At 68.0% G+C, this 13,145-nt stretch carries 13 protein-coding genes; 6 read left to right on the top strand and 7 right to left on the bottom strand.

Going from position 1 to position 13,145, the window contains the following annotated elements:
- Positions 1 to 25: 25 nt before the first annotated feature.
- Complete coding sequence (locus MCHLDSM_RS33545; RefSeq protein WP_048473970.1) at positions 26 to 448, bottom strand: thioredoxin family protein; 423 nt, start codon at positions 446 to 448, stop codon at positions 26 to 28.
- Positions 445 to 1,257: a mannan chain length control protein LmeA gene (gene lmeA / locus MCHLDSM_RS33540; RefSeq protein ID WP_048473969.1), complete on the bottom strand. Its 813-nt coding sequence runs from the start codon at positions 1,255 to 1,257 to the stop codon at positions 445 to 447. The genes MCHLDSM_RS33545 and lmeA overlap by 4 nt, the downstream gene beginning before the upstream one ends.
- Positions 1,258 to 1,430: 173 nt before the next feature.
- On the opposite strand from lmeA, the gene MCHLDSM_RS33535 reads away from it, so the two are divergent.
- The 6 genes from MCHLDSM_RS33535 (at position 1,431) to pstB (ending at position 7,245) form a co-directional block, all read left to right on the top strand.
- The gene (locus tag MCHLDSM_RS33535) at positions 1,431 to 2,228 is read left to right on the top strand and encodes a winged helix-turn-helix transcriptional regulator (protein ID WP_048474204.1); all 798 of its coding nucleotides are present in this window, start codon (positions 1,431 to 1,433) and stop codon (positions 2,226 to 2,228) included.
- Positions 2,225 to 3,133, top strand: coding sequence for a mycothiol synthase (gene mshD, locus MCHLDSM_RS33530; protein WP_048473968.1), 909 nt, complete (start codon positions 2,225 to 2,227; stop codon positions 3,131 to 3,133). Before MCHLDSM_RS33535 ends, mshD begins: the two co-directional genes overlap by 4 nt.
- Before the next feature lie 126 nt (positions 3,134 to 3,259).
- Positions 3,260 to 4,396 carry a phosphate ABC transporter substrate-binding protein PstS gene (gene pstS, locus MCHLDSM_RS33525; protein ID WP_048473967.1) on the top strand — a complete coding sequence of 379 codons (1,137 nt, stop codon included), beginning with the start codon at positions 3,260 to 3,262 and terminating at the stop codon, positions 4,394 to 4,396.
- Positions 4,397 to 4,453: 57 nt separating this feature from the next.
- Positions 4,454 to 5,530, top strand: a complete 1,077-nt coding sequence (gene pstC / locus MCHLDSM_RS33520) for a phosphate ABC transporter permease subunit PstC (RefSeq protein ID WP_048473966.1) — start codon at positions 4,454 to 4,456, stop codon at positions 5,528 to 5,530.
- Entirely contained in the window at positions 5,527 to 6,444 is a 918-nt protein-coding gene (gene pstA, locus MCHLDSM_RS33515) for a phosphate ABC transporter permease PstA (RefSeq protein ID WP_048473965.1), read from the top strand. Before pstC ends, pstA begins: the two co-directional genes overlap by 4 nt.
- Before the next feature lie 24 nt (positions 6,445 to 6,468).
- Positions 6,469 to 7,245, top strand: coding sequence for a phosphate ABC transporter ATP-binding protein PstB (gene pstB / locus MCHLDSM_RS33510; protein WP_048473964.1), 777 nt, complete (start codon positions 6,469 to 6,471; stop codon positions 7,243 to 7,245).
- A 72-nt stretch (positions 7,246 to 7,317) separates the two neighbouring features.
- On the opposite strand, the gene phoU is transcribed toward pstB, so the two are convergent.
- The 5 genes from phoU to MCHLDSM_RS33485 all read right to left on the bottom strand — a co-directional run bounded on the left by phoU (position 7,318) and on the right by MCHLDSM_RS33485 (position 13,122).
- Positions 7,318 to 7,986, bottom strand: a complete 669-nt coding sequence (gene phoU, locus MCHLDSM_RS33505) for a phosphate signaling complex protein PhoU (protein ID WP_048473963.1) — start codon at positions 7,984 to 7,986, stop codon at positions 7,318 to 7,320.
- Positions 7,987 to 8,070: 84 nt separating this feature from the next.
- Positions 8,071 to 10,038 (bottom strand): LCP family glycopolymer transferase, encoded by a 1,968-nt coding sequence (locus tag MCHLDSM_RS33500; protein ID WP_048473962.1) that lies wholly within the window; start codon positions 10,036 to 10,038, stop codon positions 8,071 to 8,073.
- A gap of 236 nt (positions 10,039 to 10,274) precedes the next feature.
- On the bottom strand, positions 10,275 to 11,408 hold the full coding sequence (gene dusB, locus MCHLDSM_RS33495) for a tRNA dihydrouridine synthase DusB (RefSeq protein ID WP_082169204.1): 1,134 nt from the start codon (positions 11,406 to 11,408) through the stop codon (positions 10,275 to 10,277).
- A gap of 26 nt (positions 11,409 to 11,434) precedes the next feature.
- Positions 11,435 to 12,442 (bottom strand): acyl-ACP desaturase, encoded by a 1,008-nt coding sequence (locus MCHLDSM_RS33490; RefSeq protein ID WP_048420904.1) that lies wholly within the window; start codon positions 12,440 to 12,442, stop codon positions 11,435 to 11,437.
- Positions 12,443 to 12,540: 98 nt separating this feature from the next.
- A complete protein-coding gene (locus MCHLDSM_RS33485; protein WP_048420903.1) occupies positions 12,541 to 13,122 on the bottom strand; it encodes a TetR/AcrR family transcriptional regulator in 582 nt (193 codons plus the stop codon).
- Positions 13,123 to 13,145: the final 23 nt, after the last annotated feature.

The following is a 13,145-nucleotide window of genomic DNA, read 5'->3' as shown; positions in this document are numbered from 1 at the left end:
GACAGCTTACCCAATGACGGGGTGATCAAGCCAACAGCGGCTGCAGGGCCGACCGCAGGTCAGCGGCGGTGGGTACCCCCGACGTCCGGTACCGCTGGCGGCCGTCGGCGTCGAAGATGAACGTCGTCGGCAGCGAGAGCACCGAAAGGCGCCGCGCCGCATCCGGGTTCGCGTCCATGTCGATCTCCACGTGCGCGACGTCCGGAAGGTCGGCGCACACCTGGTCGACGACCCGGCGCACCCCCGCGCACGGTCCGCACCACACCGCGCTGAAGTGCACGACGGTCGGCCCGGTGCCGGACAGGCCCAGCTCGCTGGTGTCCACGGCCGGCGCGTCGTCGGTCGCCTTCAGCACGCCCGCGCGCAGCGTCAGCATCCGGCCGATGACATAGGCCAGGCCGAAGGCCACGATCAGCACCACGATCACGGCGATCCACGAAGAGCTCATGACAGTCTGAACTCGTCGAGGTCGACGGTTACTCCCTCGGCGATGCCCTCGATGATCACATCGGAGCCGCGCGCTCCTTCGCTCGTCGGGGCGATGCCGAACGGCAGTTTCTGGCCGGGCAGTTCGGAGGAGAACGCCGCGAGCACGGCGGGCAGCTTGTCGGCGGGAACGTCCTCGTCCGCCGTCCCGGGACCGGTCAGCACCCCGGTCGCGGTCATCTTCAGGGTGGTGCGGGCCGGCCCGACTACCGACAGATCGACGGCGATGCTCACGCGCTCGTCGATGCCCGCCTGCCGCGGGGTGCCGGTGAAGACGACCCCGCGGTTGCTCGAGATGCCGGACTCGGTGGTTCCGCCCGTCGAGTCGTTGGTCTCCCGGGTGGGGGCCTCGACGAGCAGGTCGGGAATGCCCATGAAGCGGCCCACGTGGGTGGAATCGATGATGATGCGGCTCTCTACTTTGCCCACCGGGAGCACCGCGTCGGGCGCGACCAGCCACGAGTCGCCGAGGTCCACCGAATGCAGCGTCGTCTCCAGCGACGCCTTGCCGACCACGGCGTGATCAACACCACTGGCCTTGATCTCGACCTCGTCGTAGTGCCGGTCCACCGCCTGGGCGATGAACGGAAAACCCAGGATGGCCACCGACGGGTCCCAGTTCAGGTTCGCGGCGCTGCGCACGCTTCTGGCCAGGCGATACTCGGCATAGATCGCGGCCCCGAAGTCGGCGCCGACGGCACCGAGAATCACCACGACCGTGGTCGCGACCGCACCGAGGACGAGCTTGCGCACCCGGACATTGTTGCCCACGCCGCCCGAGTGGCCCGTTCGGCGCGGCTTAAGGGCAGGTGGCACGCTATCGTTAGGAAACCATCGGTCGGGTAACGGCCACGTGTCGGGCATGAATCTGGGAAGTCACCGCGAGACAACGATGTAGCGGCGAGGTCCCGGCGAAGAATCTCCACCGCTTGCTGGAGGGCCAGTTGGATCTACTGCTACTGACTGTGGACCCGCATCCGGAATCGGTTCTGCCGTCGCTATCGCTGCTGGCGCACAATCTGCGCACGGCGCCCACCGAAGTGTCGTCCCTGCTCGAGGCCGGATCCGCGGATGTGGCCATCGTCGATGCGCGCACCGACCTGGCCGCCGCGCGGGGCCTGTGCCGGCTGCTCGGCACCACCGGGACGTCGGTGCCCGTGGTGGCCGTGGTCAACGAGGGTGGTCTCGTCGCCGTCAACACCGAGTGGGGACTGGACGAGATCCTGCTGCCCAGCACCGGGCCCGCCGAGATCGACGCCCGGTTGCGCCTGCTCATCGGCCGCCGCGGTGGCGCGGCCAACCAGGAGAACGTGGGCAAGATCAGCCTGGGCGAGCTGGTGATCGACGAGGGCACGTACACGGCGCGGCTGCGTGGGCGTCCGCTGGACCTCACCTACAAGGAATTCGAGCTGCTGAAGTACCTCGCCCAGCACGCCGGCCGCGTGTTCACCCGGGCGCAACTGCTGCAGGAGGTGTGGGGCTACGACTTCTTCGGCGGCACCCGCACCGTCGACGTCCACGTCCGGCGCCTGCGCGCCAAGCTGGGCACCGAGTACGAGTCGCTGATCGGCACGGTGCGCAACGTCGGCTACAAGGCGGTCCGTCCGGCCCGCGGCCGGCCGGCGGCCGCGGATGCCGACGACCTCGAAGACGATCCGTACGACGACGACGTCAGCGCCCTGGACGACGACGTCTCCGAGGCGCTGGGCGGCACACCCGCCGACGCGCTGCCGCGTCAGTGACGTCGGTCAGCTGGCGCGAGCAGCTGTCCGAGGCGGAACAGGGGCAGGTGCGCGACCTCATCGCCGCGGCGACGGCTGCCGACGACATCGCCCCGGTCGGCGATCAGGTGCTGCGTGAACTCGCCCACGACCGCACCCGGCACCTGCTGGCCGTCGAGGACGACGCCGTGCGGGGCTACCTCAACCTCACGCCCGCCGGCGACGACGCCCCCGCGATGGCCGAGCTGGTGGTGCACCCCGCCGCCCGTCGCCAAGGAATCGGCCGCGCGATGATCCGCGCCGGCCTGCCCGAAGGGGGACCCGACGCGCGCATCTGGGCGCACGGCAACCTCGAACCGGCCCGCGCCGCCGCGGCCGCGCTCGACCTGGTCGTCGTCCGCGAGCTGCTGCAGATGCGGCGCCCGTTGGCCGGGTTGCCCCCCACGCCGCCGGTGGCCGGGGTGCAGATCCGCACCTACGCCGGATCCGAGGACGACGCGGAGCTGCTGCGGGTCAACAACGCCGCGTTCGCCTGGCACCCCGAACAGGGCGGCTGGACCGACGCCGAGATCGCCGAGCGCCGCGCCGAGCCGTGGTTCGACCCGGCCGGCCTGTTCCTCGCCCACGACGAGCGCACCGGCGAGCTGCTCGGATTCCACTGGACCAAAACACATTCCGACTCGTTGGGGGAGGTGTACGTCGTCGGTGTCGACCCCGCTGCGCAGGGCCGCGGCCTGGGGGCGGCGCTGACGCTGACCGGTCTGCACCACCTCGCCGAGCGGCTGTCGGCCGACGGGCGCGACGCCGTCGTGATGCTCTACGTCGAGTCGGACAACACCGCGGCGGTGAAGACCTATCGACGGCTGGGTTTCGAGGTCGTCAACGTCGATGCCGCCTACGCCTTCCGTACACCGCTTCACCTGTGAAATCGCTGAACCTGTTCACCTTTCGTTCACTCACCATCCCCGGTCCGTCTACCACGGCCGCATACGTTGCCGTGTGAGTTCGGAGCCGCTCAGGCCCGACATTCGGGACAGATGAAAGTGGGATCAGTGAAGCTCAAGAGCATCGGCAAGACGTTCGGCACGACGGTCTCGGTCGCGGCGATCGCCGCGGTGACCCTCGCCGGTTGCGGAAGCGACAACAACTCGGCGTCGGGCGGCAGCAGCAGCTCCGCGGCGTCGGGCAGCAGCTCCGCCGCGGCCGCCGACTGCGGTGGCAAGAACTCGCTCACCGCCGAGGGCTCGACCGCCCAGCAGAACGCCATCGCCCTGTTCAACCAGGTCTGGGGCCAGAAGTGCCAGGGCAAGAACCTGTCCTACAACCCGACCGGATCGGGCGCCGGTCGCGAGCAGTTCATCGCCAAGAACGTCGACTTCGCCGGCTCGGACTCCGCGCTCAAGGACGCGCAGATCGCCGACGCCGCCAAGCGCTGCGGTGACAACCCGGCCTGGCACCTGCCGCTGGTCTTCGGCCCCATCGCGATGGCCTACAACCTCGAGGGCGTCGACAAGCTCGTGCTCAACGCGGACACGCTCGCCAAGATCTTCCAGGGTCAGATCACCAAGTGGAACGACCCGGCGATCGCCGCGCTGAACAGCGGCGCCACGCTGCCCGACACCGCGATCACCCCGATCTTCCGGTCGGACTCGTCGGGCACCACCGACAACTTCCAGAAGTACCTGAAGACCGCCGCGCCCGAGGCGTGGACCAAGGACACCGGCAGCGAGTTCCAGGGCGGAGCGGGTGAAGGCGCCCAGAAGTCGGCGGGCGTCACGCAGGCCGTGCAGGCCACCCCGGGCTCGATCGGCTACGTGGAGAAGGGCTTCGCCCAGCAGGCCGGTCTGCCGTTCGCGCAGATCGACACCGGCGCTGGCGCCGTCGAGTTGACCGACGACACGGCCGGCAAGGCGATCGACGCGGCGAAGTTCGCCGCCGACGGCAACGACCTGGTGCTCGACCTCAACTCGATCTACGGAACCAAGGAAGCCGGTGCGTACCCGCTGGTGCTCGCCACGTACGAGATCGTGTGCTCCGCCGGCTACGACCCCGACACCTCGGCGGCGGTCAAGTCGTTCCTGACCGTGTCGGCCAACGACGGGCAGGGCGGGCTGTCGAGCGCCGGTTACGTGCCGCTGCCCGAGAAGTTCAAGGAGCGCCTGCTGACGTCCATCCAGGCGATCAAGTAACTACCTAGTTCGCTGGCGCGGCAGCGAATTCACAGCGAGGATGGGTGCCTGACAGCCATGACGTTCAACAGTATCGAGAAGGGCTCTGACGGAACTTCTGTGACTATCCCGAATCCCGCGCAATCGGGGTCGGGTGAGGCCCTGGCCGCACCCCACCCCGAGCCGACACCGCTCTCGACCGACCCGTCGAGGTACGGCACCGTGCGCCTCGGTGATCGCATCTTCCGCGGGTTGGCCGAGGGCTCGGGCGTCCTGATCGTCGCCATCATCGCGGCGATCGGGTTCTTCCTGCTGTGGCGCGCGATTCCCGCGCTGGCGCGCAACGAGCAGAACTTCTTCCTCTACAGCGGTAACTGGATCACCACCGACACCTCCGCGATGCAGTTCGGCATCCTGGACCTTCTGCAGGTGACGGTGTTCGTGTCGGTTTTCGCGTTGCTGCTGGCGATGCCGATCGCTCTCGGCATCGCGATCTACCTGACCAACTACGCGCCCAAGCGCGTCGTGGGTCCGCTGTCGTACATGGTGGATCTGCTGGCGGCGGTGCCGTCGATCATCTACGGCGTCTGGGGGCTCTACGTCCTGGCGCCGGTGATCAGGCCACTGGCGCTGTGGCTCAACGAGACGCTGGGCGGTTGGTTGTTCCTGTTCTCCACCGGCAATGCCTCGGTCGCCGGCGGCGGCACGATCTTCACCGCCGGCATCGTGCTGGCGGTGATGATCCTGCCGATCATCACCGCGGTCACCCGTGAGGTGTTCGTGCAGACGCCGCGGGGGCAGATCGAGGCCGCGCTGGCGCTGGGCGCCACCCGCTGGGAGGTGGTGCGGACCACGGTGCTGCCCTTCGGCATGTCCGGCTACATCAGCGGCGCGATGCTCGGGCTCGGCCGCGCGCTCGGTGAGACCATCGCGCTGCTCATCATCCTGCGCGGCACACAGCAGGCGTTCGGCTGGTCACTGTTCGACGCCGGGTACACGTTCGCCAGCAAGATCGCCGCTGCCGCTTCGGAATTCAACGACCAGTACAAGGCGGGCGCCTACATCGCGGCCGGCCTGGTGCTGTTCATCCTGACCTTCGTGGTGAATTCGCTGGCCCGGGCCGCGGTCTCCGGAAAGGACCGGTCTGCATCATGACCTCCGCGACATTTGATCAACCCGTCAAGGCGCCGACGTTCCAGGGCGTGAGCGTGCGCCGCAAGGTGACCAACAACGTCGCCACCGTGCTGGTGACGCTGTCGGTGGCCATCGCGCTGGTCCCGCTGCTGTGGGTGCTCTACACCGTGGTGGCCAAGGGGTTCGGTGCGATCACGTCGAGCACCTGGTGGATGAACTCCCAAGCGGGCATGACCGCGTTCGCCGCCGGCGGCGGCGCCTACCACGCGATCGTCGGCAGCCTGCTGCAGGCGGCGGTCTGTGCGGTGATCTCCATCCCGATCGGCGTGTTCGTCGGCATCTATCTGGTCGAGTACGGCGGCGGGACACGCCTGGGCAAGGTCACGACGTTCATGGTGGACATCCTCACCGGTGTGCCGTCGATCGTCGCGGCGCTGTTCATCTACGCGCTGTGGGTCGCGACGCTGGGCTTCCAGCGGTCCGGCTTCGCCGTGTCACTTGCCCTGGTGCTGTTGATGATTCCGGTCATCGTGCGGTCCACCGAGGAGATGCTGGCGATCGTGCCGATGGATCTGCGGGAGGCCAGTTACGCCCTCGGCGTCCCGAAGTGGAAGACCATCGCCGCCATCGTGATCCCCACCGCGCTGTCGGGCATCGTCACCGGGATCCTGCTGTCGCTGGCCCGCGTGATGGGGGAGACGGCGCCGCTGCTGATCCTGGTCGGCTACTCGCAGGCCATCAACTTCGACATGTTCAGCGGCTTCATGGGATCGCTGCCCGGCATGATGTACGACCAGACCTCCGCCGGGGCCGGCGCCAACCCGATCCCCACCGACCGCATGTGGGGTGCCGCGCTGACGCTGATCATCGTGATCGCGCTGCTGAACGTCGGCGCCCGCTTCATCGCCAAATTCTTTGCCCCCAAGAAGCTTTAGTCAGTTAGAGAAGCGGAGATACCCGTGGCCAAGCGTCTCGATCTCAAAGACGTCAACATCTACTACGGCGCGTTCCACGCCGTCGCCGACGTGTCGATGGCGGTGCCGCCGCGCAGCGTCACCGCGTTCATCGGCCCGTCCGGCTGCGGCAAGTCGACGGTGCTGCGCACGCTGAACCGGATGCACGAGGTCATCCCCGGCGCCCGCGTCGAGGGCTCGGTGCTGCTCGACGGCGACGACATCTACGGTGCCGGCGTGGACCCGGTGGGTGTGCGCAAGACCATCGGCATGGTGTTCCAGCGTCCGAACCCGTTCCCCACCATGTCGATTCGCGACAACGTCGTCGCCGGCCTCAAGCTGCAGGGCGTGCGCAACAAGAAGACCCTCGACGAGGTCGCCGAGCGCTCGCTGCGCGGTGCGAATCTGTGGACCGAGGTCAAGGACCGGCTCGACAAGCCCGGCGGTGGACTGTCAGGTGGCCAGCAGCAGCGGCTGTGCATCGCCCGCGCGATCGCCGTGCAGCCCGACGTGCTGTTGATGGACGAGCCCTGTTCGGCGCTGGATCCGATCTCGACGCTGGCCATCGAGGATCTGATCGCCGAGCTGAAGCAGGATTTCACGATCGTGATCGTCACGCACAACATGCAGCAGGCGGCGCGGGTGAGCGACCAGACCGCGTTCTTCAACCTCGAGGCCACCGGCAAGCCCGGGCGGCTGATCGAGATCGACGACACCGAGAAGATCTTCTCGAACCCGACGCAGAAGGCCACCGAGGACTACATCTCCGGCCGCTTCGGCTGACGAACCATCCTCGCAACAAGTAAGCCCCCCGGAGAACATGTCCCGGGGGGCTTTCTTGATGGCGATGCGACGCTAGCGCGGAGCGGGCAGCTCCTCCTCCTCGGGGGCGTGCCCGGTGACCTGGAAGATGACCCGGCGGGCGATCTCGACGGCGTGGTCGGCGAAGCGCTCGTAGAAGCGGCCCAGCAGGGTCACGTCGACCGCCGCGGCGACCCCGTACTTCCACTCCCGATCCATCAGGACCGTGAACAGGTGCCGGTGCAGGTCGTCCATCGCATCGTCTTCCTCGCGGATCCGGGCCGCTTTCTCCGGATCGCGGGTCAGGAGCACCTCCTGGGCGCTGTGGCCGAGCTCGACCGCGACGCGCCCCATTTCGGCGAAGTAGCCGTTGACCTCTTCGGGAAGGGCGTGCTGCGGGTGCCGCCGGCGGGCGATCTTGGCGACGTGCAGCGCCAGCGCGCCCATCCGGTCCACATCGGCGACGATCTGGATCGAGCTGACGATCGCCCGCAGATCGCCGGCGACCGGAGCCTGCAGCGCCAGCAGCACGAACGCACTCTCCTCGGCGCGCACACTCATCGCGACGATCTGTTCGTGGTCGGTGATGACCTGTTCGGCCAGCGCGAGGTCGGCCTGCAGCAGGGCCTGCGTGGCGCGCTCCATGGCCACGCCCGCCAGCCCGCACATCTCGCCGAGCTGGTTGGTCAGGGCCTCGAGCTGCTCGTGGTACGCGGTTCGCATGGTCAAAAGCCTACGGGCATGGCCGGGCGATCGTCACGAGCTGTGCGGTGAACGCCAGGTGAATGCCACCTGCCCAGATGTGGACTACTCGCAGGAAGTGTCGGCGGCGTTGGTGACGGTGAGGTCTTCGGGCAGCGTGGAGGACGAGTTCTTCGACCCGCGCAGGACGTGCACCTTCACGGTGGAGCCGCTCGGGGTGGGCGCGGCGACATTGGAGAAGTCGCTGCCGAGCACCACCTGCACGACGTCGCCGAGGCCGCTGGCGCGTTCGATCGTCGGGTCGGGGAACGACGACGCCACGGTGGCCGCCGCCTCCTCGTTGCCGGGGGAGAAGAACACCGTGGTGTGCTCGAGCGGGCCGGGATAGTCGTCAGGGTCGGTGATGTTGAAGCCGTGGGCCTGCAGTGCGTCGGCCGCCGTGGAGGCCAGACCCGTCTCGGACGTGGAGTTCGACACCTGGACGGTGACGTCGCCGGGATTGGTGGCGACGGCATCGATGATCTCGCCGTCCTGCGGCGCGGGATTCTCGCCGTTCTGAGCGGGCGCAGGGTTGGCCAGCGACTCGGGTGTGCCGGGCACGGGGGTGTTGTCGGCGTTGCGTTCCTCGGGCAGCGGATCGTCGTTGATGATCGCGTCGAACAGCGCGCGCATGTCGTCGGTGCGGGGGATCTCGTTGCCGTAGTCGTCGGCGTACCCGACGGTCGGCACGGTGACGAAGGTGATCCGCCCCGCGTTGACGCCTTGGACCGATTGGCCGAGATCGACGAGGTCCTTGGTGTCCAGGTTGTCCACGTAGCTGTCGTTGATGAACATGTTGACGACGTTGTTCAGCTTCGACAGCGAGAAGAAGGTGTCCTTGGAGATCAGGGACCGCAGCAGTGAGGACAGGAACCGCTGCTGGCGCTTGATGCGGCCGTAGTCTCCGTTGGTCTCGGTGGTGACCTGGCGGGCGCGCACGTAATTGAGAGCGGTGTGCCCGTCGACGACCTGACGGCCGGCGGTGGCCAGCACGGTGCCCAGTTCGTAGTCCTCGATCGGCGTCGTGCTGCAGACCTCGACCCCGCCGAGCGCGTCGACCATCTTGCTGAAGCCGGCGAAGTCGACGGCCATGAAGCGGTTGATGTGCAGGCCGGACATCTTCTGGATGACCTTGACCAGGCATTTTGGCCCGCCGACGGCGAACGCCGAGTTCAGCTTGTATTCGGTGTAGGCCTCTTCCGGACCCCACGACTCGGTGTCCTCGTCGTAGATCGGACCGTACTGCCGCGTCTCCGGGTTCCAGACCTCGCACTTCATCGGCTCGATCTTCAGATCGCGCGGGAAGGACACGGCGACCACGCGCTTGCGGTTGGCCGGGATGTTGACCAGCATCACGGTGTCAGACCGGGCGCCGGCGGCGTCCTCGGTGGTGCCCGCGCCCATCTCGCTGTTGTCGCCGATACGGGTGTCGGTGCCGACGATCAGGAAGTTCTCGTCGCCGAACTGGGCGTTCGGGTCGAGGATGTCGCGGGAGTCGGGGTCGAGCGCGGAGACCCGGTTCAGCAGGTTGTTCTTGGCGGACTGCCACTGCCAGGCGCCGCCGGTCAGCACGAGGGCGAGGACGGCGACCAGGGCGGCGATGCCGCGACCGGCGATCATGCTGCGCCGGTGGCGTGGCTGGTACGCCACGGTGGAGGTGTCCTGCGGGCGGCCGACCGCGGCGAGGTCCGGCAGTTCGGAGGGTCGGGCATCCAGCGCGGGCAGGATTGTCGTGTCGAGCTCGTCGGCCGGATACGGCTCGGGTTCGGCGTCGGGCTCCGGGTCCGGCTCGGGTTCGGCGCGGTGCCGCTTCGGTTCGGTGGGCACCGCACCGCCGTTGATCTTGGCGATCAGGTCCGCGACGGTGACGGGACCGGTTTCCGTCGGGGCTTCGGGTGGCTCCGGCGGGTCGATGGCCCGCTCCCACGGCGCGGCGCCTGGTGCGGGCCGCTTCGATCGGGTAAGCCAGTCATGCTGGCCGTCGGAATCGCCGGACTGCGGGCGGCCGGGAGTGGCGTGATCACCGTCACTCATCGTCTACCGGCCTTCCAGCTCCCGCGGCACCACATGACGCGCGCGTACCGCAGCCGCGCACCGGCACGCAGATCGCCGAGTGCCCACTCAAAGTCTTAAAGCACTGGTCCCGGCTCCGCCACCGGAGCGGGACAGTGTGGCACTTCATCGTACTGAGACATCCTGAGAGAGAGCCAGCCGACAACAACAGTCAGCGCCTGATCGATACCCTCTCGCAACAGTCTCCAAACGGGCGGTCAGCCGCCCGAGTGCATGACGTCGGCCCCGACCGGGACCGCGCAGTCGTCCGGATCGTCGAGCCAGTTCTCGGGAAGCGACACCGAGGCCGCCGAGCCCTGCCGGCCGCGCGGGCCGTTTGCGGCTGCCGGGAACGGCACGTCGGGATCGAGCTGCTCGAGCAGGTCGTCGAGCTCGGAAATCGTCTTGACCAGGGCCAACGACCGGCGCAGATCCGCCCCGGCCGGGAAGCCGTGCAGGTACCAGGCCACGTGCTTGCGGATGTCCCGCATCCCCTTGTCCTCTCCGAAGTGCGCAGCGAGCAGCTCGCCGTGTCGACGAATGATGGACGCGACCTCACCCAGCGTGGGCGGGGTCGCCGGTGTCGCGCCGGTGAAGGCGGCGGACAGCTCGGCGAACAGCCACGGCCGTCCCAGACAGCCCCGGCCGATCACCACGCCGTCGCAGCCTGTCGCGGCCATCATGGCCAGCGCGTCACGAGCGTCGAAGATATCACCGTTTCCGAGCACCGGAATCCCGGTGACATGGGCCTTCAGTGCGCCGATCTGCTCCCAGTCGGCGGTGCCGGAGTAGCGCTGCGCGGCGGTGCGCGCGTGCAGCGCGACCGCTGCCGCGCCTTCCTCGGCGGCGATGCGCCCGGCGTCGAGGTGGGTGTGGTGCTCGTCGTCGATGCCGATGCGGAACTTGACCGTGACGGGAATGTCGGTGCCTTCGGTGGCCCGTACCGCCGCCGCGACGATCTGACCGAACAGGCGCCGCTTGTAGGGCAGTGCGGCTCCGCCGCCGCGCCGGGTCACCTTGGGCACCGGGCAGCCGAAGTTCATGTCGATGTGGTCGGCCAGGTCCTCATCGACGATCATCTTGGCCGCGGCGTACGTGTTCTCCGGGTCGACGGTGTAGAGCTGCAGCGACCGCGGTGATTCGTCGGGCGCGAACGTCGTCATGTGCATCGTCACCGGGTGGCGCTCCACCAGGGCGCGCGCGGTGACCATCTCGCACACGTACAGGCCGCTGACGGTGCCCGCACGGCTGAGCTCCAGTTCACGGCACAGCGTGCGGAAGGCGACGTTGGTCACCCCCGCCATCGGCGCGAGGACGACGGGGCTGTGAAGGTCGAACGGCCCGATCCGCAGGGACCGGGCCGATCGAGGGGTGTCTGTTACGAGGCTGATGATCCCACCAGCTGAGCCTTGGCCGCCTTCTTCTCGGCCATCTGCGCCAGCCGTGCTTCGCGGCGCTGCTTGGCGACCTCGAACTTGTCGACGGCTTCCTGGAGCTCTTCCACCAGGGCGCCGAGATCGTCGCGCATCCGCGCGCTCTCGCCGTTGAAGTCCTCGCGCTCGAAGATGCGCCACTTCTTGAGCACCGGCATCACGATGTCCTCGAGGTGGATCCGCGGGTCGTAGACACCGCCGGAGGCGATGGTGACCGCGCGACGACGGAAGTCCGGGATCGTGTAACCGGGCATCTTGAAGTTGCGCAGCACCTTGTGCAGCGACTTCATCGCCTGGTCGGGGGCGATCTCGAAGCCCGCCTCGGAGACGTCGCGGTAGAAGATCATGTGCAGGTTCTCGTCGGCCGACACGCGCTGCAGCAGCTGGTCGGCGATCGGGTCGTCGCACGCCTTGCCGGTGTTGCGATGCGAGACGCGGGTGGCGAGCTCCTGGAACGTCACGTAGATGACCGAGTCGAACAGGCTCTCGGCGAACAGTTCGATCCCGCCCTGCTGATTCTGGCCCGGGGAGAAGCCGCGGGTCATCTGCTCGACGCGCAGCATCTCCAGCTCGACCGGGTCGACGTTGCGCGTGACGACGAGGTAGTCACGCAGCGCGATGCCGTGCCGGTTCTCCTCGGCGGTCCAGCGGTTGACCCAGAAACCCCAGGGCCCGTCCATGCTGAAGTTCATCGCGATCTCGCGGTGATAGGAGGGCAGGTTGTCCTCGGTGAGGAGGTTGGTCAGCATCGCGACCCGGGCGACCTCGGACAGCTTCGACTGCTCGATGTCCCAGTCCTGGCCGCCGAGTGCGTAGTAGTTCTTGCCGTCGGACCACGGGATGAAGTCGTGCGGGTTCCAGTCCTTCTTCATCTGCATGTGCCGGTTGACCAGAGGCTCGACGACGGGCTCGAGTTCGGTCAGCAGCTGCAGATCGGTCAGGTCCTTCGCCATGACACCTCCGGTTATCTGTACCTGATGGTTGCAGTCAATATATCTGTGTAAGTCGGTGACATTCAAGTCACCGCGCCGTAGCTCACACCGCGGACGAATCAGCTCGATGCCCGGCTGAGCAGGAGCTCAGCGCAGTGATCGATGAACTGCTCGCGGGTCGCCGCGAGGCGGCCGTCGAGGTATGCGGTGAACAGAGCAGTGAGTGCCCCGATCAGGCCGGTGGCAACCATGGCCTGCCGCGTGGGGTCGGTGATGCGCGTCAGATTGCGCTGCAGCAGCTCGATGAAGTTCGGCATCCAGCGCGCCCCGGACTGGGCGAGGACGGGCTCGGCCTCGGGCGCCAGCAGCAGCACCCTGCCCCGGGCGGGGTCGTCGACCATCAACGAGACGAACCGCTCGACGGCGTCGCGCATGCTCTCCGAGCGCATCAGCGTCGACATCGCCGCGCTGCAGACCTCGTCGTAGACGGCCGCCACGTATTCGTCGCGGTCGGCGAAGCTCTCGTAGAAGTAGCGCTCGGTCAACCCGGCCGCACGGCACACCGCACGCACGGTCAGGCTCGGCCCGCCCGGGCTGCCCAGCAGGCTGATGCCCGCAGTGATCAGTTCGTCGCGGCGCAGCGCCTGACGATCCCGCAGCGGAACGCCCGACCATCGGCCGCGTCGTTGACCGGACGGCACGGTCCTCCTAAGCTCGCAGTGAC

The sequence above is a fragment of the Mycolicibacterium chlorophenolicum genome, from assembly GCF_001044235.1.
Lineage (GTDB): Bacteria > Actinomycetota > Actinomycetes > Mycobacteriales > Mycobacteriaceae > Mycobacterium > Mycobacterium chlorophenolicum.
This window is presented reverse-complemented; position numbering and strand designations above follow the sequence as displayed.

Coding starts and splice junctions, on each gene's coding strand:
- pstA (WP_048473965.1), top strand. CDS start 5,527: ATGACCTCCGCGACATTTGATCAACCCGTCAAGGCGCCGACGTTCCAG.
- MCHLDSM_RS33500 (WP_048473962.1), bottom strand. CDS start 10,038: ATGAGTGACGGTGATCACGCCACTCCCGGCCGCCCGCAGTCCGGCGAT.
- phoU (WP_048473963.1), bottom strand. CDS start 7,986: ATGCGAACCGCGTACCACGAGCAGCTCGAGGCCCTGACCAACCAGCTC.
- MCHLDSM_RS33545 (WP_048473970.1), bottom strand. CDS start 448: ATGAGCTCTTCGTGGATCGCCGTGATCGTGGTGCTGATCGTGGCCTTC.
- pstC (WP_048473966.1), top strand. CDS start 4,454: ATGACGTTCAACAGTATCGAGAAGGGCTCTGACGGAACTTCTGTGACT.
- MCHLDSM_RS33490 (WP_048420904.1), bottom strand. CDS start 12,442: ATGGCGAAGGACCTGACCGATCTGCAGCTGCTGACCGAACTCGAGCCC.